Genomic DNA, 24,120 nt, shown 5'->3' with positions numbered 1-24,120 from the left:
GATGACGTCGCTTTATTGGCCCTATTGGCTGGCCCATTACTACAACTATCTGGAGATCGCGACCATCGTGGTCGCGGTGCTGATCCTGATCTCCAGCCTGGACGATCTGATCATTGACCTGTGGTACTGGTCTCGTCGCCTGTACCGCAAGTTCACCGTGGACCGCCGCTACCGGCCGCTGACCGTCGAGCAATTGTTGGCCCGGGACGAACAGCCCCTGGCGATCATGGTGCCGGCCTGGCTGGAATACGACGTCATCGCACCGATGATCGAGAACATGGTGTCGACACTCGACTACCAGAACTACGTGGTCTTCGTCGGTACGTACATCAACGACCAGCGCACCATCGACGAAGTCGAGCGGATGCGCCGGCGCTACAAACAACTGCACCGCGTGGAAGTGCCCCATGCCGGGCCAACCTGCAAGGCCGACTGCCTGAACTGGGTGATCCAGGCGATTTTCCTGCATGAGAAAACCCATGGCATGACCTTCGCCGGCGTCGTCCTGCACGACAGCGAGGACGTGCTGCACCCGCTGGAACTGCGTCTGTTCAACTACCTGTTGCCGCGCAAGGACATGATCCAATTGCCGGTGGTGTCGCTGGAGCGCAACTGGTACGAATGGGTGGCAGGCGTCTACATGGACGAGTTCGCCGAATGGCACGGCAAGGACCTGGTGGTGCGTGAAAGCATGACCGACACCGTGCCCTCGGCCGGCGTCGGCACCTGCTTTTCCCATCGCGCCCTACGGGTGCTGGCCGGTGAAACCGAAAACCAGCCATTCAACACCGACAGCCTCACCGAGGACTACGACGTTGGCGCGCGCTTGGCCAAGGTTGGCATGAATGCGATTTTCGTACGTTTCCCGGTGCAGTTCCGGGTGCTGCGCAAATCCTGGTTCCGCAAACCCTACGAATCGACCCTGACCATGCCGCTGTGCGTGCGCGAGTTTTTCCCGGACACGTTCCGCACCGCCTTCCGGCAGAAGGCTCGCTGGACCCTGGGCATCGGCTTGCAAGGCTGGGAGCAGATGGGCTGGAACGGCTCGCTGGCCAACCGATACCTGCTGTTTCGCGACCGCAAGGGTGTGGTGACGGCGTTCGTGAGCATCATTGCCTACGTTATTCTGGTGCAACTGCTGGGCTTGATCGTCCTGCGCCACAGCGGTTTGTGGGACGTCACCTTCCCTACGCCGTTCGAAAGCAATGACCTGATCAAATACCTGCTGTTGGCCAATGGCGTCGCACTGGTCTGGCGAATCCTGCACCGCTATTACTTCACCGCCGTGCTGTACGGCTGGCAGCATGGCTTGCTGTCCATGCCCCGCATGCTGGTAGGCAACTTCGTCAACTTCATGGCCGCTTCCCGGGCCTGGCGTATGTTCCTGGTGGGCAAGGTAATGAATCGCAAGCTGGTCTGGGACAAGACCATGCACGATTTCCCTTCCACCGACCTGGTCGCCATCGCGCCACGCCGCCTGGGCAGCGTGTTGCTGTCCTGGCAGGCCATCACCGACACGGCCCTGCAAAGCGCCCTCCACGAACAACAATCGCGCAACGTGCCTTTGGGGCGAATTCTGCTCAATAACGGCTGGCTGGACGATGAAACCCTGGCCGAAGCCATCGCGTTCCAGAATGACCTGCCACGGGTCTTTGACGTCGCTGAAAAAGCTGCTGCCTCGACATCCACGCTAAGTCCCGAGTTTGCCTTGCGCTGGCGAGTCGTGTCCCTGGGACCCAACAGCGAGGGCCGCGAACAGATCGCCGTTGCCAACCCCTTGCCCGACGAAGGCCTGCGACAGGTCAGCGCTGCACTGGGCAGCGAGCCGGTGCAACTGATCGCCCGGGAAAGTGAAATTCTCGCGCTGTTGCGCAAGCTGCCTGCGCGCAATGGTCATGCCGTGCCCAATGCCCGAGCGCCGCTGCTGGGCGACTTGCTGATCGAAATGGGCCAGCTCGATCGCGACGAGTTCAGTCGCGTCATGCTCCAGTACCGGCCGCAACACCACGGCCGTATCGGCGATTACCTGGTCGACAGCGGTGTGCTGCCACGCGCGACGATCGAACAGGCCGTGGCCCGTCAGCACAATCTCTACCCAACGGAGCTCCCGGCATGAACCGCCGCTTCCTGACCCTTTTGGCCACGGGGCTGAGCCTGATACCTGCGTTTGCGCTTGCCGAAACGTTGCCGCTGCCATTGTCCGGCCCGGCCTACACCGCCGCCAACGAAGCCTACAGCGCCTACGAACGCAAGGATTACGACCTGGCCATCGCCAAGGCACGCGAGGCCCTGCGCCAGCGGGCCGATGTGACGCGCCTGAACACCTTGATTGAATTGGCCGAACGGGACAAGAAACGGCGCGACCAGCCCCGGTCCCTGGCCGTGTCTCGTCCCGCTGGCGCAGCACCGGGTTTCGTCGCCGCGTCCCAAGGGTTCAAGGCCTATGACCGCGAACAATTCGGCCTGGCTGCGCAATCGGCCCGCAAGGCTGTCACCCAGGCTCCCCGGCGCCGTGAATATCGCCTGTTGCTGATCGATTCCTTGCAGCGCCAGCAACACTTGGAAGAAGCCGACCTGGCCACCACCGATGCACTTCGCGTCTTTGCCAACGACAACACGTTGTTGATGCGCCGCAAAGCCATTCGCCGGCAACTGGCCGTGCCACTGGCGACCCAGGGCTATCGCGCGCTGGTGCAAGGCAACGTAGCCCTGGCCGTGGATCAGGCGCGCAAAGCCGTGGCCTGGGCCCCGGAAATCACCGCCAACCAGCAGTTGCTCATCAGTGCGCTGCTGGCGGCGAAGGCTGACGTGGGTGCCGAACAGGCCGCTTCTGCCGCGCTGGTACTGGACGATCGCCAAGCCGCGCCGTGGATCCTGCGCAGCTATGCCCGTAACCGCCAGGGCAAGACGCAGGCGGCCCAGGACGATCTTCACCACGCCCAGAGTCTTGCGGGCCTGTCGGCAGGGGAAGCCCGTGACATCCGCTCCGCCCAGGCCCAATCCTCACCACCCGTGCTGCTATGCCAGGAAAGCACCTACGGTCTGACCTGTTCCATCTCGCCGGGTAACACCGGCGAGCAGGCTCCGGTGAGTGATCTGCAGCTAGCTTATGATTGGGTTCGGGCCGGCGACGACGAAGCAGCCCATGCCGCGTTCCGCAAGGCGGACGCCACCGCGCGACTGGCACCGGCACCCGCCCAGGACGCCGCCTACAACGCCATGCGAGTCCATGAAGACGATGAAGCCGTGGCCTACTTCAAACGCGTCATCGATGGGCAAAAAACCGCTGCGTCGCCCCTGTCCGCGCAACAGCTGTTCGATACCCGTCGCACCGTGGGCGATGTATCGCGCAGACTCGGCCTGACCAGCACCACCAGCTATCGCGGCAGCAGTTCCAGTGGCCTGAGCGCCGCCCCGGGCACCAGCAGCAGCGATAGCGAAAGCAATGACCTGCTGCAAAACAGCACCGAACTGTCGTGGCGTCCGCTGGGCTATCGCAATGGCCGCTTTGTCGAACTCTACGGACGCATCACCGACACCCTGTGGAGCAATAACAGCGATTCGGACACGGGCGCGGATGCCTTGCAAGGCGCCCTCGGCGTGCGAGTCAAGCCCTTCAGTTCGGTCAACATCATGGCCGCCCTTGAACGGACCTTCCCGCTGGGTTCTTCCAATGTCGACGGTGACTGGCTGGTGCGGCTGGGCTACGGTTCGAGTATCGGCACCGATCTGCGGGTCGATGTGCCGAGCTGGTGGACCTCGCAGCTGTACGCCGAGGTCGGCCACTACATCAACGACTCACGGAACTACTTCAACAGCGAATGGCAAGTGGGCCGCAGCTATGCCATCGGCGGGACCGGCTCGCGCTGGGTGGCCTTCCCCCATGTCGTCGCGGCGATCGACTACGATTCCAAGATGAAGAGCGAAGCCGACGGCGGCTTTTCTTCCGGCGACGCCGGGGGGATCGGGATAGGAAACAACGTACGTTACTGGTTCCGGGAAGACGCCTACAACGCACCACGCTCCTATGTGGACCTGTCCCTGCAATACCGGGCCAGGGTGTTTGGCGAGGATCGCGCCAAAGGCGTGTTCGCCCGCCTGACCTACTCCTATTGAGCACGGTGATGTTCGGCCCGTCGGCACGAAAAGCGGCTCGCCTTGCCGAGCCGCGACTACACTGCATCCAGAAGGGACTTGTTTGAATAGCTTCGCAAAGTTCATCAATCGCAAGACCATCGCGGCGCTGTTTGTGGCCGCGCTCCTCAGCGCAGGTACAGGGACGTACTACATAATGACCACCACGACACCGAACATCGTCGGCATCGCCTGGCAGCCGGACAACCAGACCGTCGGCATCAGCGGCAATTGGGAAAAACTGGGGGTGCACGAGCTATTGGTGCAATGGACCGTGGTGGACGACCAGGCCTTCGTGTCCGGAACGGGCCTGCCCAGCGTACCGGTACTGCCCGACTGGGCGCGCATTGCCAAGGCGCCCTGGGCCCAGGATGTCATCCTCGGGCTGGCCGGCTATTTCAGCGAGAACCGCTCGCGAGAAAACATCGAGCAACTGGCGGCGCTGTCAGAGCGCATTGCCGGGTTGCCGACGCCCTTGCATGTCACCGGTTGGTACTTTCCGGCGGAGGTCGACCCCAGCTGGTCGGGCGCCACGGAGCTGCCAGCCCTGCTGGCCAAGCTGCCGCGCCCGCTGTGGATCAGCGTCTACGACGGCGCCAATATCGGCCCCGCCGCTACCGCCGACTGGCTCAAGCAATGGTTGCCGAACGACATCGGCGTGTTTTTCCAGGACGGTGTCGGCGTTTATGCCCGCACCGCCCCGGTTGCCCGGACCTACGCCGATGCCCTGCGCGATCGGCTTGGCCAGGATCGCGTGCGAATCATCGTCGAAGCCTTCCGCCCCCAATACGGCGGTGGCTTCCGCTCCGCCACGGTCGACGAACTCAAGCCACAACTGGCGGCCTATGCAGGCTATCCGCTCTATCTGTTCGACGGGCCGCACTACATGACGCCAACGTTGGTGGACCAGTTGAAACAAGCCCTGGCCCTGCCTTGAACAAGGTTTGAAGCTAGCCGCTTGCCCGCGCTGACTGAGTTTGTATCGGTCTGTATCTGAAATGCCGACTGATACGAAACAATGGATTTCGCCCTCTCCTGGCACACATCGTCGATACATCCGCGCGTTTAACTGTGATCACCGGACAGCAACCTTCGCTGCCACGGCCCACTCAATCAAGCGCAAGGAGAATCACCATGTTCAATCTCTCGAAAGTATCGTCCCTGGCTATTGCCCTGACACTGGTTGGCGGTGTCGGCCTGGCCAATGTCGCCTCGGCTACCGAAGCCAGTGCATCGACTCACAACCAGGCGCGACAGCTGGCTGAAGGCGGGTCTGATCGTTTGCTCGAGAACCGTGTGGCTGAAGGTGGTTCCGATCGCTTGCGCGAGAATCGTGTGGCTGAAGGTGGTTCCGATCGCTTGCTCGAGAATCGCGTGGCCGAGGGCGGGGCTGATCGGTTGCAGGAGTTGCGTGAACGCAGCACGGTTTGAAGCGATTTTGTGGCAATGGCGCTTACTCTCGCTCGACTCTGTAGGAGCTGGCGAAGCCTGCGATCTTTTGATCTTGAGCTTTCGACTCAATGAGCAGTGGAAAGATCGCAGCCTCGCTGTGAGTGCCTGACAGGTCGGCTCAAGGCTTGATGTTCTTCAGCTCATTGAGCAACGCGAGCAGTTGCTGCATCTTTTCCTCGCCGAACTGTTCTTCGATCCGTCGATAGTTGCTTTCCATGCCCTCGCTCATGGACACAAAGCACTGCTGGCCGCGCTCGGTCAGCCCGACAAAGACCCGCCGCTGATCCTGGCTGGACTTTTGCCGCCGCACCAAACCGTCACGCTCCAGGCGACTGAGCACACCGGTCATGCTCGGCTTGAGGATGCACGCCTGGTGAGCGAGCTGATGGCTTTCCAGCTCCCCTTGCTGATGCAGGATACGGATCACCCGCCATTGCTGTTCCGTGAGGTCATGCTGGTTCAGCGCCGGGCGAAAAAAAGCCATCGCCGCTTCGCGGGCTTGCAACAGCGTCAGGGTCAGTGAAGGTCTGGGGTTGGCCATGTTCGAACTGTGTGGATGGGCGAGTCGGCAGCTTAGTGTCGCTATCACAGCGCTGCAAGCGCTCAGCGCAGCCCCGACTGCCGCTGGCGATACTCCCCCGGCGTGAGCTGGGCGTAACGCTGGAAAAACCGACTGAAATACGCCGGGTCCTTGAACCCGAGCTGGTAGCAGATTTCATTGGCCGAGCTGCCGGTGAACAACAACAGGCGCTTGGCCTCCTGCATCAGCCGCTCCATGATCAGGCGCTTGGAAGGCAGGTCGGCGATGCGTCGACACACGTCATTGAGGCGCGCCTCGGTCACGCCGATGCCTTCGGCGTAGCGCGACAGCGGCCAATGCTGCAGGTAGTGGGCCTCGATCAACTCGTTGAAACGGTGAAAGATCTTCAGGTCTTCATGCCGGGCCGGCCTGGCTTCCAGGGAGTTGGAACACAGCCGCAACAGGCTGATCATGATCAGCCGCGTCAAAGCGTCCAATGCTGCGCTGCGCCCTGGGCGCCCGGCCGTCACCTCCTCGCTCAATTCCTCGAACAGGTATTCCAACCGCCGCACCTCCCCCGCCTGCCCGGGCCCCAGTTGCGCCAGCGCAACGCAGGCCGCCGGCATTTGCACGCCCGCCGGCGCCAGGCTCGGGTCGGCGTCGATCAACTGCCACACCAATTGCTGGCGCACCGTCAGCACATGCCCGTCACTGTCAGCCTCGGTCACGAAGGAATGGGGAATGGTCGGCGGTGTGAGGAAGAACATCGGGCCGGATTCGACGTACTGCTGGTCATCGAGATACACCCGCACGGTGCCGCTCTTGACGTAGTGCACCTGGAAGAACCGGTCGTGGCGATGAACCGGCATGTTGCGACCGAAAAAATCCGCCAGGTTGGCGAGTCGATCGTAATGCACTTCGGCGTCGCTGTAGCGCTGGTCGTACACCTGACCAATGTTGATGTTGGGGATCGGCTGACGGTCAGTCATCACGCAGTACTCGTTTTCTTATTCTGGTCCAGGCACCTGCCGCACCCATCCTGCACCGAATCCGGCAAGGCAACCAGTGCCCGCTCATTCTGTCACGCTTGACGATAGTTAACATCTTAATTATAACTGTTAACACATTAACAATAACCGCAGAGCACTCACCCCTCTGCATCGCCAGGAGACAAGCATGAGCCGTGCCCTGCATGACGTCGCGACCGGCACCCTGTTCGGGGTCGCGCTGAACTACCAGGGGCTGCTGAAACAGCGCCTCGCCGAGTTCGAGCAACCGCCCTACCAGAAGCCGCCGCTCAAGCCCGTGCTGTTCATCAAGACCCCCAACACCCGCAACCGGCACGGTGCCGAGGTGATTCACCCCGGTCGCGGCGAAACACTGCAACCAGGGCCGGCGCTTGGCGTGGTCATGGGCAAGTCAGCCAGTCGCGTCAGCACCGCCGAAGCCCTGGACTACGTGGCCGGCTACACCATCGTCAATGAATTCAGCCTCCCGGAAGACAGCTATTACCGCCCCGCCGTCAAGGCCAAGTGCCGGGACGGCTTCTGCGCCATCGGCCCGGAACTGGTGCCCACCACCCAGGTGGCCGACCCTCACAGCCTGGCGATCACGCTGTACGTCAACGGCGAGGTTCGCCAGCAGAACAGCACGGCCAACTTCGTTCGCAACATTCCCCAACTGATTGCCGAGATCAGCGAATTCATGACCCTGCATGCCGGCGACGTGCTGATCACCGGTACGCCTGAAGGCCGGGTCGACGTACTGCCCGGTGACCGTGTCGAAGTGGACATCAGTGGCCTGGGCCGTCTGGTCAATACCATCGTGGCCGAGGAAACAGGAGCAGGTTCATGAAACACGCACGCATTCGTTTTGAAGGCCAGGATCAAGCCGTCACCGTTGAAGCTCACAACGCCGTACGCCTGGCCGACGGCCGCCTGCTGGCCGAGGACCAGGTCCAGTGGCTGCCACCGGCCACCGGCAGCATGTTCGCCCTGGGCCTGAACTATGCCGATCACGCCGCCGAACTGGCGTTCAAGCCGCCGACCGAGCCCCTGGCATTCATCAAGTCCCCCGGCACCTACACCGGCCACAACCAGGCGACCTGGCGTCCCGACAACGTCGCCTACATGCACTACGAGTGCGAGCTCGTGGCGGTCATTGGCAAAGCCGCGCGCAACGTCAAGCGCGAGGATGCGTTGCAATACCTGGCCGGCTACACCGTGTGCAACGACTACGCGATCCGCGATTACCTGGAAAACTACTACCGCCCCAACCTGCGGGTGAAGAACCGCGATGCCACCACCCCCATCGGCCCATGGATCGTCGATGTGGCCGATGTGCCTGACCCGAGCAACCTGACGCTGCGCACCTGGATCAATGGCGAACTGCGCCAGGAAGGCAGCACCAAGGACATGATTTTCGATATCCCGTACCTGATCGAATACCTGTCCAGCTTCATGACCTTGCAACCCGGCGACATGATCGCCACCGGCACCCCGGAAGGCCTGGCGGACGTGGTGCCCGGTGATGAAGTGGTGGTGGAAGTGGAAGGCGTCGGCCGTCTGGTCAATCGAATTGTCAGCGAAGCCGAGTTCTTCGCATCCCGTAAAGAGGCTTGAGCAACATGATCAAACACTGGATCAACGGCCGTGAGGTCGAAAGCAAAGACGTCTTCGTCAACTACAACCCGGCCACCGGCGAGGCCATCGGTGAAGTCGCCAGCGGCGGTGCCGAGGAAGTCGCCCAAGCCGTGGCTGCGGCCAAGGAGGCCTTCCCGAAGTGGGCCAATACGCCCGCCAAGGAACGCGCCCGATTGATGCGCAAGCTCGGTGAACTGATCGAGCAGAACGTGCCGAAACTGGCCGAACTGGAAACCCTCGACACGGGCTTGCCGATCCACCAGACCAAGAACGTGCTGATCCCCCGTGCCTCCCACAACTTCGATTTCTTTGCCGAAGTCTGCACGCGGATGGACGGTCACACCTATCCGGTCGATGATCAGATGCTCAACTACACCCTGTACCAACCGGTGGGTGTCTGCGCGCTGGTATCGCCCTGGAACGTACCGTTCATGACCGCGACCTGGAAGACCGCGCCGTGCCTGGCCCTGGGCAACACGGCCGTGCTGAAGATGTCCGAGCTGTCGCCGCTGACCGCCAACGAACTGGGTCGCCTGGCGGTCGAGGCTGGCCTGCCCAATGGCGTGTTGAACGTGATCCAGGGTTACGGTGCAACCGCCGGCGATGCGCTGGTGCGCCATCCGGATGTGCGGGCGATCTCCTTCACCGGCGGCACCGCCACCGGCAAGAAAATCATGCAGACCGCCGGGTTGAAGAAGTATTCGATGGAACTGGGCGGCAAGTCGCCGGTGCTGATTTTCGAAGACGCCGACCTCGAACGCGCCCTCGACGCCGCGCTGTTCACGATTTTTTCCCTCAATGGCGAACGCTGCACCGCCGGCAGCCGGATCTTCATCCAGGAAAGCGTCTACCCGCAGTTCGTGGCCGAGTTCGCCGCCCGCGCCAAGCGCCTGATCGTCGGTGATCCGCAGGACCCGAAAACCCAGGTCGGCTCGATGATCACCCAGGCCCACTACGACAAGGTCACCGGCTACATCAAGATCGGCCTCGAAGAAGGCGCCACCCTCCTGGCCGGCGGCCTGGAACGTCCGGCCAATTTGCCGGCGCACTTGAGCCGCGGCCAGTTCATCCAGCCAACGGTGTTCGCCGACGTGAACAACAACATGCGCATCGCCCAGGAAGAAATCTTCGGCCCGGTGGTGTGCCTGATCCCGTTCAAGGACGAAGCCCAAGCCCTGCAATTGGCCAACGACACCGAATACGGCCTGGCCTCGTACATCTGGACCCAGGACATCGGCAAGGCCCATCGCCTGGCCCATGGCATCGAGGCCGGCATGGTGTTCATCAACAGCCAGAACGTGCGCGACCTGCGCCAGCCTTTCGGCGGCGTAAAGGGTTCCGGAACCGGCCGCGAAGGCGGACAGTACAGCTTTGAAGTGTTTGCCGAGATCAAGAACGTTTGCATCTCCATGGGCAGTCATCACATACCGCGCTGGGGTGTATGACCCAGGCCGGGTGATCCCTCTGTAGCAGGTGATGCATCTGTGGCAAGAGATACACCTTGTGGCGAGGGAGCTTGCTCCCGTTGGGCTGCGAAGCGGCCCCGCTTTTCCTGGCGATTGCTGCGCAATCGAGCGGGAGCAAGCTCCCTCGCCACGGTTCATCATCGAGACCGGATTCACCCGTTATCCAAGATTCAACAAGAACAATTTTTCAGGAGAATCATCATGGGCGAAGTCGTCCTGGCTGCGAAAATCTGCCACGTTCCTTCGATGTACCTGTCGGAGCTGCCCGGCAAGCACCACGGTTGCCGCGCCGCCGCGATTGCCGGCCACAAGGAAATCGGTCGCCGCGCCCGGGAACTGGGGGCCGATACCGCCGTGGTGTTCGACGTGCACTGGCTGGTCAACAGCGCCTATCACGTCAATAGCGGCGCGCACTTCAAAGGCATCTACACCAGCAACGAGTTGCCGCACTTCATCAAGAACATGGAGTACGAATACTCAGGCGCCCCGGAACTGGGCGAGCTGATCGCCGCCGAGGCCAATGCCGCCGAGGTGCGCACCCTGGCCCACAACATCCCGAGTCTTGAACTGGAATACGGCACGCTGGTGCCCATGCGCTACATGCACATGGATGTCCCTCAGGAACAGAAATTCAACGTTGTGTCGATTGCCGCCTGGTGCGCCTGGCACCGCCTGCAAGACAGCTTCACCTTCGGCGCCGCCGTGCGCCGGGCCATCGAAAAAAGCGACCGCAAGGTACTGGTGCTCGCCTCCGGCTCGCTGTCGCACCGTTTCTCCGACGATCGCAACGCTGAAGCCAACATCCACAACTGGACGCGGGAATTCGACAAGCAGGTCGATCTGCACGTCGTCGAGATGTGGCGCCAGGGCCGCTGGAAAGAGTTCTGCGCCATGCTCCCGGACTACGCCGAACACTGCTTCGGCGAAGGCAAGATGCATGACACGGCGATGCTGCTGGGGTTGCTCGGCGGGCCGGACTACGACAAGCCTGCCGAAATCATCACCGAGCCTTTCGGCAGCTCCGGCACTGGACAGATCAACGCTGTCTTCCCTGTTTGACACTGCGGCCGTACGGCATCCCCGTACGGCCTGAAGGAGCCGTTCATGCCCCATTTCATCGCTGAATACACCGACAACATCGAACAACAAGCCGACCTGCCCGGCCTGTTTGAAAAAGTCCACGCCTTGCTGGGCGACAGCGGCGTGTTTCCCCTGGGCGGCATCCGCAGCCGCGGGGTGCGCCTGGACACCTGGCGCATGGCCGACGGCAAGCACGACTACGCTTTCGTGCACATGACCTTGAAAGTCGGCCACGGCCGTGACCTGGCCACCCGCCAGAAAGTCGCGGAAAAGCTCTTCGAGGTGATCACCGCGCACTTCGCCGAGCTCCAGGCTCAACGCCTCTTGGCCCTGTCGTTCGAGATGATCGAGCTGCACGAACAGCTCAACTTCAAGGCCAACAACGTCCACGCCTTCCTCAAGGGCCAGGCCAGCTGAATCCGTCTGCCCCACTCTCCCCATCGGCCTCTCTGACAAAAAGTACAAGATCATGAGCACAGCCAATACCGCCGACACTGCCGGCACCGTCGCGCACGACCGCACCCATGCCACCATCACCTGGCGGCTGATGCCGCTGTTGCTGGTCTGTTACCTCTTTGCCCACCTGGACCGCATCAACATCGGCTTCGCCAAGATGCAGATGAGCGCCGACCTGCAGTTCAGCGACACGGTCTACGGTTTCGGCGCAGGGCTGTTCTTCATCGCCTATGCGCTGTTTGGGGTGCCCAGCAACATGGCCCTGGACCGGGTCGGTCCGCGGCGCTGGATCGCCACGCTGATGGTGGTCTGGGGCGCCTTGTCCACCGGCATGTTCCTTATCGACAGCGCCGCCGGCTTCTACGTGTTGCGCTTTCTGCTGGGCGTGGCCGAGGCCGGTTTCTTTCCTGGCATCCTGGTCTTTCTCAACCGCTGGTATCCGGCCCGGCGCAGGGCCCAGGTGACCGCGTTGTTTGCCATCGCCGTGCCAATGGCCGGGGTGATTGGCGGACCATTGTCCGGCGGCATTCTCGAGCACTTCCATGACCTTGGCGGCCTGCGCGGCTGGCAATGGATGTTCGTCATCGAAGGGCTGCCGGTGATCCTGCTCGGCCTGGTGGTGCTCAAGTGCCTGCCGGACAGTTTCGAGACGGTCAAGTGGCTCACACCGCACGCCAAGCAACAACTGCGCGAACAACTGAGCCTTGAAGAACAGCGCAAATCCATCACCTCGTTTTCGGCGATCCTCAACAATCCGCAGGTGTGGTTGTTGGTGGCGGTGTACTTCGCCGTGATGCTGGCCGTGAACACCCTGGCCTTCTGGATGCCCACCCTGATCCATGGCGCCGGCATCGGCAGCGACGGCAAGGTCGGGCTGCTCAGCGCAGTACCCTACCTGGCCGGCTGTTTCTTCATGATCGGCTGCGGGCGTTCCTCCGACCGCCATCGCGAACGCCGCTGGCACCTGTGCGTGCCGCTGTTGATGGCAGCTCTGGGCATTGCGGTCACCGGGCTCTCACCTGGCAATCCGACCCTGGTGCTCAGCGGCCTGATTGTCGCCGGCATGGGCGCCAGCGCGGCGCTGCCGATGTTCTGGCAATTGCCGCCAGCCTTCCTGTCCAACGGCACCCAGGCCGCCGGCATCGCGCTGATCAGTTCCTTCGGCAGCATCGCCTCATTCTTCGCGCCCTACCTGATCGGCTGGATGCGCGACACCACCCAGAGCGCCAGCCTCGCCTTGTATGTGCTGGCCCTGCTCATCGCCCTTGGCGGCTTGCTGGTGCTGCGCACCCGGGCCGCCATCGTCAACCCTCAATAAGAGACCCTTGCCATGCTCGACCAGAATCTCATCCAGCAAGCCGCTGCCCGCCTCGACCATGCCGAACGCTCCCGCGAGCAGGTGCGGCAGTTTTCCCTCGATCACCCGGACATTACCATCGAAGATGCCTATGCCATCCAGCGCGCCTGGGTCGCGCAGAAAATCAAGGACGGCCGCAAGCTGGTCGGCCACAAGATCGGCCTGACCTCCCGGGCCATGCAGGTGTCGTCGAACATCACCGAACCGGACTACGGCGCGCTTCTGGACGACATGTTCTTCGACGAAGGCACCGACATCCCGTTCGAGCGTTTCATCGTGCCGCGGGTGGAAGTGGAGCTGGCGTTCATTCTCGGCAAGCCGTTGAAGGGCCCGAACGTGACGGTGTTCGACGTCCTCGAGGCCACCGAATGGGTGATCCCGGCACTGGAAATCATCGATGCGCGCATCCAGCAGATCGACCCGCAGACCAAGGCGACCCGCAAGGTGTTCGACACCATCTCCGACAACGCCGCCAATGCCGGCGTGGTCATGGGCGGTCGCGCCGTACGCCCGACCGAGATCGACCTGCGCAAGGTGCCGGCGGTGCTCTACCGCAACGGTGTGATCGAAGAGTCCGGCGTCTCGGCGGCGGTGCTCAATCACCCGGCCAAAGGCGTGGCCTGGCTGGCGAACAAGCTGGCGGCCTATGACGTCACCCTGCAACCGGGACAGATCATCCTCGGGGGTTCCTTCACCCGCCCGGTGGCAGCCAACCCCGGCGACACCTTCCATGTCGACTACGACATGCTCGGTTCCATCGCCTGCCGTTTCGTCTGATCGGAGACCGCTTCATGGACATGCCCATCAATACCTTCAAGCAACGCCTGCGCAGCGGCGAGGCGCAGATCGGCCTGTGGCTGGGGTTGGCCGATGCCTACTGTGCGGAACTGGCGGCCAACGCCGGCTTCGACTGGCTGCTGATCGACGGTGAACACGCACCCAACGACTTGCGCACCTTGCTCGGCCAGCTCCAGGCCGTGGCACCCTACCCCAGCCAGCCGGTGATACGCCCGGTGATCGGTGACACGGCGCTGATCAAGCAAGTGCTCGATATTGCCGTGCAGACCCTGCTGGTGCCGATGGTGGAAAGCGCCGACCAGGCGCGCGAACTGGTGCGCGCCATCCACTACCCGCCCCATGGCGTACGCGGTGTCGGCAGCGCACTGGCCCGGGCGTCACGCTGGAACAGCATCCCCGGCTACCTCGACAAGGCCGATGAACAGATGTGCCTGTTGGTCCAGATCGAAAGCCGCGAGGGCCTGGCCAACCTGGATGCCATTGCGGCAGTGGACGGTGTGGATGGGGTTTTTATCGGCCCGGCGGACCTGAGCGCGTCCATGGGTTTTCGCGGCAACCCCGGTCACCCGGATGTGCAAGCGGCCATCGAAGACGCCATCGCCCGCATCCGCCAGGCCGGCAAGGCAGCCGGGATTCTCAGCGCCGATGAAAAACTGGCCCGGCGCTATATCGAACTCGGCGCGGCGTTTGTCGCGGTGGGCGTGGATACCACGGTGTTGATGCGGGGCTTGCAGACGCTGGCGGCAACGTTCAAGGACACACCAAAACCTGCCGCTGGCGGCGTGTACTGATCGGTATCAAATGCCTTGTGGCAAGGGGATCTGTGGGAGCAAAGCTTGCTCCCACAGAAAACAACCAGCCCGGGTTCTCAGCGCCTGATCGCCTTCAGGTCATTGAGCAACCCCAGCAGCGCCTGCAATTTTTCCTCCCCTAACTTGTCCTGCAGACGCTGGTAATTCTCTTCCATGCTCTGGCTCATCGAATCGAAGCTCGCCTGCCCTTGCGGCGCCAGGCGCACCAGCACTCGCCGCTGATCCTGTTCAGCCTTGCGCCGCACCACCATGCCCGCCGCTTCCATGCGCACCAACACGCCGGTCATGCTGGGCTTGAGGATGCAGGCCAGTTCGGCCAGGCGATTGATCTCCAGCTCGTCGTGCTGGCTAAGGATACGGATGACCCGCCATTGCTGCTCGGTCAAGCCATGTTGATTGAGGGAAGGCCGGAAAAACCCCATGGCCGCTTCACGGGCCTGGAGCAGGGTCAGGGTCAAGGATTGGCGCAGCTTGGGCATGAGTATGTTCGCGAGAGGGATTTAGTTAATGAGTTAACTAAATCTTATCATTTTCGATGCCGAGTTACCTGCGGCGAGGGGACTCATTGTGGGAGCAAAGCTTGCTCGCGATACAGGCAATGAAAGTCTTTCAGAAATCGAGTCGCCTATGTCGCGAGCAAGCTTTGCTCCCACAACACATCTCTCGCCACAAGGGGTGAATGCCAGTCTTTACTGAATGTCGCTCAAGCGCCCTTGATCACGCCCTTGAGCACTTGCTTGAAATGCTCGACCTGTTCCTCGCTGAACTTGCCGAACACCTTGTCCTGCTGCTCCTTGGCAATCGCCCAGAGCCCTTCAGTCTCATCGATACCCTTGGCAGTCAGGCGTACCCGCTCGCCTTCATCGCTCACCAGGCCCTTGCGCTTGAGGTTGGCCACGGCTTCTTCGATCTCTCGCGCCGGCATCGCCACTTCCCGCTGCAGGTCGCACAGATTCAGCCCGGCGTCGTTCTCCAGCACCATCAACATCCGCGCCTCACTGGTGCGCAAGCCGGTGGACAACTGACGCGGCTGGTAGCTGGCCTGATAGGCCCGCAGTGCCTGGGTCATCAGGTAATACAGGTTGTGGCTCAAGCGCCCCTGGAAGTGACTGCTGGGGGACTGGCCCTCTTCCCGTTTGGTCATGCGCGTGTGAGGCAGCACCATCGAGTAGGCCCCCTGGTGATAGAGCAACGGCGAGCGTCCGAAATCGTCAAACGCCACGACCTTGCCGATCATGATCCAGTGATCGCCGCCATCGACCTGCTGGAATTTTTCACAGTGAAAACGCGCCGAGCAATCGACAAACACCGGGGCGCCGCCTTCGCCGGCCTCGAATTCGATTTCAGCGAAGCGGTCCTCCTTGGGTCGTGCGAAGTTGTTCGACAGGTCGATCTGGTCGGCGGCCAGCACATTCACCGCAAAGTGGCTGGAGGCTTCGAACACGCCATGGCTGCTCGAACGCTTGTCGATGCTCCACAGGATCAATGGCGGGTCCAGGGATACCGAGTTGAAACTGTTGGCCGTCACGCCGACCTTGCGGCCATCTTCAGTGGCAGCGGTGACCACGGTCACACCGGTGGCGAAGTTACCCAGGGCCCGGCGGAACGCGCGGGTATCGAAAGCGGTATCACAAAGACTGGACATGCAAGACTCCCGGCCGCCTCGAGCGACGGCCTCGATTATTGTTCTAGGGTTCAGCGCACAGGCGGTCAAACCATGGAAGGATCAGGCTCAAGGCCCATCAACTCACGACCGAGAATCTGCGCACAGACGTCGTAGTCGGTATAGGCATGGGCGCCGGTCAGGTGGGCGTCGCGGAACAGCCGTTGCAACTCATTGCTTTCGAACCAGGCGCCACCGCCGGCCGCCTCCATCAAGCGATCGACGGCCTGGATGCACATCTTGGTGGCGTAGCCCTGGTTGGTCCTCCAGAACGCCAGGGTTTCCCGGCTGGGGTATTCGTGGCGCTCGCCGTATTCGGCGTGTTCCTGCCAGGTTTTCTCCAGAAAGGCACGGGCCGCCGCCACCTGATGAGTCGACTCGGCCAGGCGCATCAACGCCGGGGTAGCGGCACCGACTGCCGCACCGGTGTAGGCCCGCACACGGTTGCGGGTTTTCTCGCGAAAGACCTCCAGCATGCGTTCGGCCACGCCCAGGCTGACCGTGGAGAAACCACTGGCGAAGTAGGGTCGGTATGGCGAGTAGAAAATCTTGCTGTCGGGGTACAGGCCGAATCCGCCGGACTTGCCCTCCATCATGTCCTTGGCTTTCTGGATCCGGTGTTCCGGCACGAAAGCGTTGTCGATGATCAACGTCTTGCTGCCACTGCCGCGCATGCCCACCGCGAACCAGTCATCGCGAATCGCATAGTCGCTGCGCGGCAGCACCGCAAAGCAATAGTCCTGGGTGCCTTCGGCGTTTTTCCGGCGAAACCCCACGATCGCCCATTCGGCATGATCGCAGCCGCTGCTCCAGCCCATTTCACCGCTGAACATCACACCGCCGTCGACTTCCTCGGTGCGGCCAAACGGCGCGATGCTGCTGCTGACGGTGGCATCGGGATCATCGCCCCAGACTTCCTGCTGGGCCTTGGCCGGGAACATTGCCAACTGATGGCTGTGGGTGCACAACAGGCTCATGGCCCAGGCCGTGCTGGCACAGGCACCGGCCAGCAGCGCGATGCAATCGGCGAACTGCGGCAGGGACATCTCCATGCCACCGTAGGGTTTCGGTTGGAAGGCCCGGTGCATGCCGATGCTTTTGAGCAAGGCTATATTCTCGGCAGGCACGCTACGGTCTTTCTCCGCCTGGAAGGCGTTGGCGGCAATGACCGGCAGGATGGGCTTGAGGTCTTCGAGCAGCGGGTTTGGCTTTTTCATGGACGGGCTCTTTTATTATTGGCATCTGCCAATCCCGCCTCTGCCCGGCAACCTGAGGTTGCACAAACAGCGGGATCAGTGATTAAGGCCGGTCCAGTATGGGCAATCACAGGCGGGTGAAAAATGCACCTTCCAGATCCAAGATTGTACTTTTCATGGGCAGGTTTCGGCTCCATGGCGCGCTCGGTCAAATACCCCGGCACGGATGATCAAGACAGGCGCCCCCATCCGGGCTCTTAATAGGGCCATCCCCTGCAATGCCTTGCATAGGCGTTGCAACGGAGTTTCCTTTCACTTTCTCAGGTTGCGTCATGATCAATATCGAAACGCCCACCTATTACACGGCCACCAAGAAATACAACCTCAGCTTCCCCACGCTGGAACAGGACGTGGACGCCGATGTTGTGGTCATTGGCGGCGGTTTCTCCGGCATCAATACCGCGCTGGAGCTCGCCGAAAAAGGCATCACCAACATCGTGGTGCTGGAGGCGCGTTACCTGGGGTTCGGCGGCACCGGGCGCAATGGCGGGCAGATCATGGCCGGCATCGGTCATGACCTGGAAAAGATCAAGAAGGACGTGGGTGAAGACGGCCTGCGCCAGATCTTCGAGATCAGCGACCTGGGCGCCGACATCATCAAGGACCGTATCGCCAAGTACGCCATCGATGCCGACTTCTGCCACGGCTACGGCTACATGGGCTTCAACGCGCGCCAGGAGAAAACCCTGCGGGCCTGGGAAAAAGACTTCAAGTCAGTCAACAGCAAACACGAGATCCGCTTTCTCGGCGGCTCCGACGTGCAGCAGATCATCGGCTCCAAGGCCTACGGCAGCGCATTGCTGCACATGGGCGGCGGGCACGTGCACTCGTTGAACCTGTTACTGGGTGAGGCCAAGGCCCTGGTCAGCCACGGCGTGCGGATCTTCGAGAACAGCCCGGCCCTGGAAGTCAGTTATGGCGAGCGCATCACCGTGCGTACCGGGCGTGGCTCGGTCAGGGCCAGCAAGCTGTTGTGGGCCTGCGACAGTTTCCTCAACAAGCTGGAACCGGAACTGCACCGCTCGACCATCAACACCTACGCTTTCCAGATGATGACCGAGCCGTTGTCGGACGAACTGATCCAGCGCATCAGCCCGATTCGCGGTGCCTACAGTGATATTCGCCCGGTGATCGACTACTACCGCGTCACCAACGAAAACCGCCTGCTGTTCGGTGCCGCGACACCGTTGGTGGAGCACATCCCCCAAGATCTGAAGGCCTGGAACCGGCGCCTGATGCTGAAGATTTTCCCGTACCTCAAGGACGTGAAGATCGACCTGGCCTGGGGCGGCCCGATGGCCTGCAGCCCGAACCTGTTCCCACAGATCGGCACCCTGCCCGGCCGCAACAACGCGTTTTTCGTCCAGGGTTACTCAGGCTTTGGCGTCACGCCGAGCCACATCATCTGCAAGGTGCTGGCCGAAGGCATGAGCGAAGGCTCGGCGCGCTACGACCTGGTCAGCTCGATCCATCGCCCGACCATCATCGGCAAAGACGCCATTCGCCCATTGCTGCTGACCGCCGGCAAGTCCTGGCATCAGCTGTCGGGCTACTGGAACGGCCGTCGCTGATGGCCATGCTGCCAGTCAGTCAAGCGAAACCTCTGTGGGAGCGAGCTTGCTCGCGAAGACGGCGCAACAGTCAACCTCAATGGTGCCTGATCCACCGCTATCGCGAGCAAGCTCGCTCCCACAGGGGCCGAAGTTGAAATGACTGGCACTGGACACATCCCACCTCTGCTTTTTTTAATCATCAGGAGTCACTGCCATGCCCCTTATCACCCTCGAAAAAGACATCCAGCTGTCCGACCTGGACGCCTGGGGCACCGTCACCGATCTCGGTTCGCAGATTCTCGAAGGCGAAGTCAAAGCCTTCGGCAAGATGACCTTCGGCGCACCGACCGATCCCGTCAGCAGCGCCTACTTCGGCACCACCCAAGGCAAGTTCCGGATGGTCTACCCCTTCGCCGAACAAGCCACCGTGGTCACCGGTGAAGTAGTGCTCACCGACGAGGCCACCGGCCAGAGCACCCGCTACAAGGCCGGCGACAGCTGGTTCGTGACCAAGGGCACGCCAGTGCTGTGGGAAGTGGTCAGCGAGAGTTTCGTCAAACACTACTTCGCGGTAGCCTGATCGGACTTGGCTGCCGGCCCCACCGGCAGCCCTCTTGGCGAAGGTGCGACCATGAACGTCATCCCCACCCAGGACATAGCCGGCCAGTGCCTGCACGCCTTTACCCAGCTGGTTCCCGTCAGCCGGGCGGCGTTCTACTGCGTTGATCGGCAGCTGCAGGTCCATGACTTCAGCCTGCATAGGATGAGCGGCGAGATGCACCGCGACTACCTGGACAACTACCGTCAGTTCGACCCGCTGCACCCGCGCCACTGCGTATCCAGCGAGTTGGCCGTGGTGCCGTTGGGCCTGGCGATGGCCCGCCAACCGCGACGTGACAACCATCGTTATCACGACTTCCTGCAGCGCTACGGCGTGGTCGACGTGGTGGAAGTCTTCGCCCATCGAGACGGTCAGCCCCAAGCCGCGATTTCGTTGCTGCGCACTGCCGAGCAAGGTGTCTTCACCGGCCAGCAGTTGAATCAACTCAGCGCGTTGCAGGCCTTGCTGCAACTGGCCGTGGCCCATTTGCCTGGCCATGAGGACCCACTGGGCGACTTGACGCCCAAGGAGCGCCAGATTGCCTGGCTGCTGCGCCAAGGCGTCAGCAACAAGCAATTGGCCCGGGAGCTGGAGGTGGGCTTGCCGACCATCAAGACTCACCTGATCCACCTGTTTCGCAAGGTTGGCGTGAGCAGCCGTACCGAGTTGGTCAGCGCACTGTTCCTCTGATCAACCATTTGGTTGATAGGCCGCCGTTGCCCGGCACCGCATGATCCGAGTGGCTAATTCAACCACCGGAGCCTTGCAATGAGCACATCTTCAGACTGGATCACCGTCGGCGCCCTGGCCGATGGCTTTGCCCCCGAAGCCTTCATCCTGCCAAACCTGGCCGACCTGGACGGCAAGACCTTCAGCCTGCATTTCGCCAATGGCTGGCAGATCGAGCATCGCTTCGAGCAGGACACCGTGTCCTGGAACGCCGCCGATGGGCACTCCAGCGGCACCGCGACCTACCGGGCCACATCCGTACGCCCGGGCCTGTACCTGGTGGACTTCATCAAGCGCGAAGGCGAACTGACGTCGTCGATAAGCCTTGTGCTCGATACCGCCAGCGCGTCCTTCACCGCCGTGATCGGCCGCATGCCAAGCCAGCAAGAAACCGGCGAAGGCCTCTACAGCCGCGCGTTGACCGGCAAGCCCCTGACCTCGGTTCAAGCGCAGTTCCTGCACGGCAGCCTCGATCGTCCCTGGCAGCCTGGCCTGTGCCCGCACGCACCGACCACCGAACTGGTGGGGCTGCGCAACCTGTATCGCTACAGCCCGAGCGAAGTCTACGAACACATTTACCTCAACGACCAGTTCTACTCGTGGCAGTGCCTCAAGGGTGTTGAACAAGGCCTGTGCGACACCGATCGCTGCGACACCTACAAGATCGCCGATCAGCTGTACCTGTTCGTGTGGCGAGAAAAGATCATCCCAACCCTGGGCCTGGTGCTGATCGACCTGCAACAGCATCGCAGCGACGGCAAGATCTTCGGCTACGCCGGTGCGTCGTTCGATGAGTTCTCCAATTTCCCGGTCAGTTCGTACTGCCAGGTGCTCAACCAGACGGAGTATCCCGATGCCTGAATTACGCACCGTCGTGATCACGGGCGCCGGCACCGGTATCGGTGCGGCCTGCGCCCGCCTGTATGCCGCCGAAGGCGCCAACCTGGTGCTGATCGGTCGACGCCGCGAGCCCTTGGAAGCACTCGCCGAGGACATCGGCGGCCTGGTGCTGGTGGGCGATGCAGCCTGCCCGGCCACCTGGGACAGCTTCGTGGAGCAGATTCGCACGCGTTATGGCCGACTCGACGTGCTGCTGGCCTGTGCCGGTGGCTTGGGCATGGGCAGCGCCACCGAGACTCAGCCATCGGCCTGGGAAGCGGCCCTGCGCAGCAATCTCGACAGTGCCTTCTACAGCGCCCGGGCGTGCCTGCCGCTGCTGAAGGAAAGCGCCGGCAACATTGTACTGATCGCCTCCATTGCTTCCTTGGCGGCAGGCCCGCACGTGTGCGGCTACACCACCGCCAAACATGCGCTGTTGGGCCTCAACCGCTCCCTGGCAAGGGATTACGGCCCCCACGGCGTACGAGTCAATGCGATCTGCCCAGGTTGGGTCCGCACGCCCATGGCCGATGAAGAAATGCAGGCATTGATGCAGTTCCATGGCGAAACGTTGCAACAGGCCTATGACCGGGTCTGCGCCGACGTGCCGTTGCGCAGGCCGGCCAGTGCGCAGGAAATCGCTAACGTCTGCCGTTTCCTGGCCTCGCCCGAGGCGGCGATCATCACCGGGGCGACGCTGGTGGCCGATGGCGGCTCCAGCATTGTCGACGTACCGACACTGGCCTTCAGCCGGATGGAGGTCAGCGATGCCTGAGGATCTGGATTTCAGCGGCCAGACCGTACTGGTCACTGGCGGCGCCCAGGGCATTGGCCGGGCCATCGTCGAAGCGTTTGCCCTGCGCGGGGCCCACGTGGTCATCGCCGACCTGGGCCTGGCGCGCGCCGAGGCCGTGGCCGACGAATTGACCGCTGGGGGCTGTCAGGTGCAAGCGCTGGGGGTTGACCTGGCCGACGCAACGGCGGTCTTCGGGATGATGGTCGAGCTGGAGCAACGCTTGGGGAGGCTGGACATCCTGGTGCACAACGCCGGGTATTTTCCGCTGACACCGTTCGCCGAGATCACCCCGTCGATGCTTGAACGAACGCTGGCGGTGAACTTGTCGGCGCTGTTCTGGCTGACCCAGGCGGCGTTGCCGATGTTCCGGCGCCAGGGCCAAGGCTGCGTGCTGGTGACCTCCTCGGTCACCGGCCCGCGGGTGGCGTATCCAGGGCTCAGCCACTACGCGGCCTCCAAGGCCGGGGTCAATGGTTTCATTCGCAACGCCGCGCTGGAGCTGGCGGCCGAGAATGTCCGCGTCAATGGCGTCGAGCCGGGCATGATTGCAACACCGGCCATGGCCAATCTTGGCGACGATGAGGTCAACCAGGACATCGCCCGCCGGGTGCCGCTGGGTCGATTGGGCCAACCGAGCGACATCGCCGGCGCCATGCTGTTCCTGGCGTCGAGCCTGGCCAGTTATGTGACCGGGCAGACTTTGGTAGTCGATGGGGGTTCGACTTTGCCGGAGGTGTGAACCTGTGTGGGGGTGAGTCAGCTTGCGGTGAGGGTGGATGTACCACCGTCATCGCGAGCAAGCTCGCTCCCACATTTTATCCACCCCATCAGCCCTCACTGTGTGTGGAGCTTGCTCGCGATGGCGGTCGTCCAGCCAGCGACGACCTTGCTCAAGCCACCCCCTGCCCCACCTGCAAACGGCTGGAACGAAACTCCTTGGGCGACAGCTCGAACTGCTTCTTGAACGAACGGCTGAAATGCGCCGAATCGGTAAAGCCCCATTTGTAGGCAATCGAGGTAATGGACTCGTCCCGCAGGAACGGATTGGTCAGGTCATCAGCGCTGCGCTTGAGCCGGGCGCGCTGGATGTAGCGGCAAACGCTGTCATCCTGCTCTTCGAACAAGCGATACAGATGCCGCACCGAAATATTCAGCCGATTGGCCAGGCCCACCGGGCTGAGGCCGGGCTGGGTCAGTGATTCGTCGATGACCTTCTGCACGTAGCTGCGCAAGTGACTACCCTGCAACGCCACTCCTTCGTCACGGCCATCGCTACCCTGTTCCAGGGCCGAGCCCAACAGCGAAACGAAGGCACTCTGCAAGGCTTCACCTTCGCCCACCGCGCCCTCGCCGTCCGGTGTGTCCCTGCACAGCTGATCCATCAAGACATGCAGCATCCGCCCACACGCCTTGCTCGACGAAACCTTGCCGAAGGTCTTGGCGTCCCCGCCCAGTTGCCGCGACACGTCCTGGCGAGACAAGGACAGCACCGCGTGCTCGATCAGGCCGAACGGGCTTATCTCAAGCGCGCCCACGGAATCCATCAACAACAGTTCACCGGGCGCCAATTGGAGGCTCAGGCCGTTCTGGGTAATGCGGCAGTAGCCGCTACGCTGGCTGACCAGGAAGCAATCCTGGTCATCATCGTGATCGGCGTTGGGCGAGTGACGCTTGATGTTACCGGCGTTGGTGCGCAGGTTCGCGAGGGCAAGGCCACCCCGATGGAAGTTCGACACTTCACCGATAAACAGCGAACGATTGAAGGCCAGCTCGGTATCGAAGTGGCCGCAAGTCGCCCGCAGATCCCGGTTCCAAGTGTCCAGACCGTCCTGCCCAACCTGTTGCATGCTCATGGCATTCTCCGCAGTGGCTTTTTGTTTTTGTGCGGCAATAGTTAACATGTTATCTATATGCACGCAACAAGTA

The 24,120-nt window shown here is 62.1% G+C and carries 24 protein-coding genes; 18 read left to right on the top strand and 6 right to left on the bottom strand.

Annotated features, from left to right (window positions below; translation table 11 throughout):
- Position 1: 1 nt before the first annotated feature.
- The 4 genes from Q7F16_RS24575 (at position 2) to Q7F16_RS24560 (ending at position 5,565) form a co-directional block, all read left to right on the top strand.
- Positions 2–2,116 carry a glycosyl transferase family protein gene (locus tag Q7F16_RS24575; protein ID WP_079304094.1) on the top strand — a complete coding sequence of 705 codons (2,115 nt, stop codon included), beginning with the start codon at positions 2–4 and terminating at the stop codon, positions 2,114–2,116.
- Positions 2,113–4,116, top strand: a complete 2,004-nt coding sequence (locus tag Q7F16_RS24570; RefSeq protein WP_409556650.1) for a bacteriophage N4 adsorption protein A — start codon at positions 2,113–2,115, stop codon at positions 4,114–4,116. The genes Q7F16_RS24575 and Q7F16_RS24570 overlap by 4 nt, the downstream gene beginning before the upstream one ends.
- 175 nt (positions 4,117–4,291) lie before the next feature.
- Positions 4,292–5,071 carry a hypothetical protein gene (locus tag Q7F16_RS24565; protein ID WP_079304407.1) on the top strand — a complete coding sequence of 260 codons (780 nt, stop codon included), beginning with the start codon at positions 4,292–4,294 and terminating at the stop codon, positions 5,069–5,071.
- Positions 5,072–5,268: 197 nt separating this feature from the next.
- Positions 5,269–5,565: a phage infection protein gene (locus Q7F16_RS24560; RefSeq protein WP_409556649.1), complete on the top strand. Its 297-nt coding sequence runs from the start codon at positions 5,269–5,271 to the stop codon at positions 5,563–5,565.
- A gap of 139 nt (positions 5,566–5,704) precedes the next feature.
- Here the strand turns inward: Q7F16_RS24560 and hpaR (Q7F16_RS24555) are convergent, their stop codons facing one another.
- Positions 5,705–6,127 carry a homoprotocatechuate degradation operon regulator HpaR gene (gene hpaR, locus Q7F16_RS24555; RefSeq protein WP_003201625.1) on the bottom strand — a complete coding sequence of 141 codons (423 nt, stop codon included), beginning with the start codon at positions 6,125–6,127 and terminating at the stop codon, positions 5,705–5,707.
- A gap of 62 nt (positions 6,128–6,189) precedes the next feature.
- Complete coding sequence (gene hpaA, locus Q7F16_RS24550) at positions 6,190–7,095, bottom strand: 4-hydroxyphenylacetate catabolism regulatory protein HpaA (RefSeq protein ID WP_003201623.1); 906 nt, start codon at positions 7,093–7,095, stop codon at positions 6,190–6,192.
- 187 nt (positions 7,096–7,282) lie between these two features.
- Between hpaA and Q7F16_RS24545 the strand changes: the two genes are divergently transcribed.
- The 8 genes from Q7F16_RS24545 to hpaI all read left to right on the top strand — a co-directional run bounded on the left by Q7F16_RS24545 (position 7,283) and on the right by hpaI (position 14,696).
- Complete coding sequence (locus tag Q7F16_RS24545) at positions 7,283–7,960, top strand: fumarylacetoacetate hydrolase family protein (protein WP_079304086.1); 678 nt, start codon at positions 7,283–7,285, stop codon at positions 7,958–7,960.
- The gene (locus Q7F16_RS24540) at positions 7,957–8,727 is read left to right on the top strand and encodes a fumarylacetoacetate hydrolase family protein (protein WP_014338033.1); all 771 of its coding nucleotides are present in this window, start codon (positions 7,957–7,959) and stop codon (positions 8,725–8,727) included. The genes Q7F16_RS24545 and Q7F16_RS24540 overlap by 4 nt, the downstream gene beginning before the upstream one ends.
- A 5-nt stretch (positions 8,728–8,732) precedes the next feature.
- Complete coding sequence (gene hpaE / locus Q7F16_RS24535) at positions 8,733–10,193, top strand: 5-carboxymethyl-2-hydroxymuconate semialdehyde dehydrogenase (RefSeq protein WP_014338032.1); 1,461 nt, start codon at positions 8,733–8,735, stop codon at positions 10,191–10,193.
- 222 nt (positions 10,194–10,415) lie between these two features.
- Positions 10,416–11,273, top strand: coding sequence for a 3,4-dihydroxyphenylacetate 2,3-dioxygenase (gene hpaD, locus Q7F16_RS24530; RefSeq protein ID WP_409556648.1), 858 nt, complete (start codon positions 10,416–10,418; stop codon positions 11,271–11,273).
- A 45-nt stretch (positions 11,274–11,318) separates the two neighbouring features.
- Positions 11,319–11,711 carry a 5-carboxymethyl-2-hydroxymuconate Delta-isomerase gene (locus tag Q7F16_RS24525; RefSeq protein ID WP_046065466.1) on the top strand — a complete coding sequence of 131 codons (393 nt, stop codon included), beginning with the start codon at positions 11,319–11,321 and terminating at the stop codon, positions 11,709–11,711.
- 52 nt (positions 11,712–11,763) lie between these two features.
- Positions 11,764–13,068, top strand: a complete 1,305-nt coding sequence (locus tag Q7F16_RS24520) for an MFS transporter (RefSeq protein ID WP_046065467.1) — start codon at positions 11,764–11,766, stop codon at positions 13,066–13,068.
- Positions 13,069–13,080: 12 nt separating this feature from the next.
- The gene (gene hpaH, locus Q7F16_RS24515) at positions 13,081–13,884 is read left to right on the top strand and encodes a 2-oxo-hept-4-ene-1,7-dioate hydratase (protein WP_409556647.1); all 804 of its coding nucleotides are present in this window, start codon (positions 13,081–13,083) and stop codon (positions 13,882–13,884) included.
- 14 nt (positions 13,885–13,898) lie between these two features.
- Positions 13,899–14,696, top strand: coding sequence for a 4-hydroxy-2-oxoheptanedioate aldolase (gene hpaI, locus Q7F16_RS24510; RefSeq protein ID WP_409556646.1), 798 nt, complete (start codon positions 13,899–13,901; stop codon positions 14,694–14,696).
- Positions 14,697–14,773: 77 nt separating this feature from the next.
- Here hpaI and hpaR (Q7F16_RS24505) read toward each other — a convergent pair whose 3' ends face one another.
- The 3 genes from hpaR (Q7F16_RS24505) to Q7F16_RS24495 all read right to left on the bottom strand — a co-directional run bounded on the left by hpaR (Q7F16_RS24505) (position 14,774) and on the right by Q7F16_RS24495 (position 17,597).
- The gene (gene hpaR, locus Q7F16_RS24505; protein WP_095962509.1) at positions 14,774–15,196 is read right to left on the bottom strand and encodes a homoprotocatechuate degradation operon regulator HpaR; all 423 of its coding nucleotides are present in this window, start codon (positions 15,194–15,196) and stop codon (positions 14,774–14,776) included.
- Between the two features lie 224 nt (positions 15,197–15,420).
- Positions 15,421–16,362 carry a p-hydroxyphenylacetate 3-hydroxylase reductase component gene (locus tag Q7F16_RS24500; protein WP_409556645.1) on the bottom strand — a complete coding sequence of 314 codons (942 nt, stop codon included), beginning with the start codon at positions 16,360–16,362 and terminating at the stop codon, positions 15,421–15,423.
- Between the two features lie 65 nt (positions 16,363–16,427).
- Positions 16,428–17,597, bottom strand: coding sequence for a p-hydroxyphenylacetate 3-hydroxylase oxygenase component (locus Q7F16_RS24495; RefSeq protein WP_409556644.1), 1,170 nt, complete (start codon positions 17,595–17,597; stop codon positions 16,428–16,430).
- Between the two features lie 311 nt (positions 17,598–17,908).
- On the opposite strand from Q7F16_RS24495, the gene Q7F16_RS24490 reads away from it, so the two are divergent.
- The 6 genes from Q7F16_RS24490 (at position 17,909) to Q7F16_RS24465 (ending at position 22,933) form a co-directional block, all read left to right on the top strand.
- Positions 17,909–19,207, top strand: a complete 1,299-nt coding sequence (locus Q7F16_RS24490; RefSeq protein WP_409556643.1) for an NAD(P)/FAD-dependent oxidoreductase — start codon at positions 17,909–17,911, stop codon at positions 19,205–19,207.
- Positions 19,208–19,403: 196 nt separating this feature from the next.
- Positions 19,404–19,769 (top strand): cupin domain-containing protein, encoded by a 366-nt coding sequence (locus tag Q7F16_RS24485; RefSeq protein WP_409556642.1) that lies wholly within the window; start codon positions 19,404–19,406, stop codon positions 19,767–19,769.
- A 51-nt stretch (positions 19,770–19,820) separates the two neighbouring features.
- Complete coding sequence (locus Q7F16_RS24480) at positions 19,821–20,480, top strand: helix-turn-helix transcriptional regulator (protein WP_046065474.1); 660 nt, start codon at positions 19,821–19,823, stop codon at positions 20,478–20,480.
- Between the two features lie 78 nt (positions 20,481–20,558).
- Positions 20,559–21,380, top strand: a complete 822-nt coding sequence (locus tag Q7F16_RS24475; protein ID WP_409556641.1) for a molybdenum cofactor biosynthesis F family protein — start codon at positions 20,559–20,561, stop codon at positions 21,378–21,380.
- A complete protein-coding gene (locus Q7F16_RS24470) occupies positions 21,373–22,173 on the top strand; it encodes an SDR family NAD(P)-dependent oxidoreductase (RefSeq protein WP_046065476.1) in 801 nt (266 codons plus the stop codon). The genes Q7F16_RS24475 and Q7F16_RS24470 overlap by 8 nt, the downstream gene beginning before the upstream one ends.
- The gene (locus Q7F16_RS24465) at positions 22,166–22,933 is read left to right on the top strand and encodes an SDR family oxidoreductase (protein ID WP_409556640.1); all 768 of its coding nucleotides are present in this window, start codon (positions 22,166–22,168) and stop codon (positions 22,931–22,933) included. Before Q7F16_RS24470 ends, Q7F16_RS24465 begins: the two co-directional genes overlap by 8 nt.
- 151 nt (positions 22,934–23,084) lie before the next feature.
- On the opposite strand, the gene feaR is transcribed toward Q7F16_RS24465, so the two are convergent.
- A complete protein-coding gene (gene feaR / locus Q7F16_RS24460) occupies positions 23,085–24,047 on the bottom strand; it encodes a transcriptional regulator FeaR (protein WP_409556639.1) in 963 nt (320 codons plus the stop codon).
- Positions 24,048–24,120: the final 73 nt, after the last annotated feature.

The organism is Pseudomonas sp. Lb2C2, assembly GCF_052112205.1.
GTDB lineage: Bacteria > Pseudomonadota > Gammaproteobacteria > Pseudomonadales > Pseudomonadaceae > Aquipseudomonas > Aquipseudomonas kilonensis.
Note: the sequence above shows the minus strand (reverse complement) of the source record. Positions and strands in the feature narration are given on the sequence as shown.

Coding starts and splice junctions, on each gene's coding strand:
- Q7F16_RS24575 (WP_079304094.1), top strand. CDS start 2: ATGACGTCGCTTTATTGGCCCTATTGGCTGGCCCATTACTACAACTAT.
- Q7F16_RS24570 (WP_409556650.1), top strand. CDS start 2,113: ATGAACCGCCGCTTCCTGACCCTTTTGGCCACGGGGCTGAGCCTGATA.
- Q7F16_RS24565 (WP_079304407.1), top strand. CDS start 4,292: ATGACCACCACGACACCGAACATCGTCGGCATCGCCTGGCAGCCGGAC.
- Q7F16_RS24560 (WP_409556649.1), top strand. CDS start 5,269: ATGTTCAATCTCTCGAAAGTATCGTCCCTGGCTATTGCCCTGACACTG.
- hpaR (WP_003201625.1), bottom strand. CDS start 6,127: ATGGCCAACCCCAGACCTTCACTGACCCTGACGCTGTTGCAAGCCCGC.
- hpaA (WP_003201623.1), bottom strand. CDS start 7,095: ATGACTGACCGTCAGCCGATCCCCAACATCAACATTGGTCAGGTGTAC.
- Q7F16_RS24545 (WP_079304086.1), top strand. CDS start 7,283: ATGAGCCGTGCCCTGCATGACGTCGCGACCGGCACCCTGTTCGGGGTC.
- Q7F16_RS24540 (WP_014338033.1), top strand. CDS start 7,957: ATGAAACACGCACGCATTCGTTTTGAAGGCCAGGATCAAGCCGTCACC.
- hpaE (WP_014338032.1), top strand. CDS start 8,733: ATGATCAAACACTGGATCAACGGCCGTGAGGTCGAAAGCAAAGACGTC.
- hpaD (WP_409556648.1), top strand. CDS start 10,416: ATGGGCGAAGTCGTCCTGGCTGCGAAAATCTGCCACGTTCCTTCGATG.
- Q7F16_RS24525 (WP_046065466.1), top strand. CDS start 11,319: ATGCCCCATTTCATCGCTGAATACACCGACAACATCGAACAACAAGCC.
- Q7F16_RS24520 (WP_046065467.1), top strand. CDS start 11,764: ATGAGCACAGCCAATACCGCCGACACTGCCGGCACCGTCGCGCACGAC.
- hpaH (WP_409556647.1), top strand. CDS start 13,081: ATGCTCGACCAGAATCTCATCCAGCAAGCCGCTGCCCGCCTCGACCAT.
- hpaI (WP_409556646.1), top strand. CDS start 13,899: ATGGACATGCCCATCAATACCTTCAAGCAACGCCTGCGCAGCGGCGAG.
- hpaR (WP_095962509.1), bottom strand. CDS start 15,196: ATGCCCAAGCTGCGCCAATCCTTGACCCTGACCCTGCTCCAGGCCCGT.
- Q7F16_RS24500 (WP_409556645.1), bottom strand. CDS start 16,362: ATGTCCAGTCTTTGTGATACCGCTTTCGATACCCGCGCGTTCCGCCGG.
- Q7F16_RS24495 (WP_409556644.1), bottom strand. CDS start 17,597: ATGAAAAAGCCAAACCCGCTGCTCGAAGACCTCAAGCCCATCCTGCCG.
- Q7F16_RS24490 (WP_409556643.1), top strand. CDS start 17,909: ATGATCAATATCGAAACGCCCACCTATTACACGGCCACCAAGAAATAC.
- Q7F16_RS24485 (WP_409556642.1), top strand. CDS start 19,404: ATGCCCCTTATCACCCTCGAAAAAGACATCCAGCTGTCCGACCTGGAC.
- Q7F16_RS24480 (WP_046065474.1), top strand. CDS start 19,821: ATGAACGTCATCCCCACCCAGGACATAGCCGGCCAGTGCCTGCACGCC.
- Q7F16_RS24475 (WP_409556641.1), top strand. CDS start 20,559: ATGAGCACATCTTCAGACTGGATCACCGTCGGCGCCCTGGCCGATGGC.
- Q7F16_RS24470 (WP_046065476.1), top strand. CDS start 21,373: ATGCCTGAATTACGCACCGTCGTGATCACGGGCGCCGGCACCGGTATC.
- Q7F16_RS24465 (WP_409556640.1), top strand. CDS start 22,166: ATGCCTGAGGATCTGGATTTCAGCGGCCAGACCGTACTGGTCACTGGC.
- feaR (WP_409556639.1), bottom strand. CDS start 24,047: ATGAGCATGCAACAGGTTGGGCAGGACGGTCTGGACACTTGGAACCGG.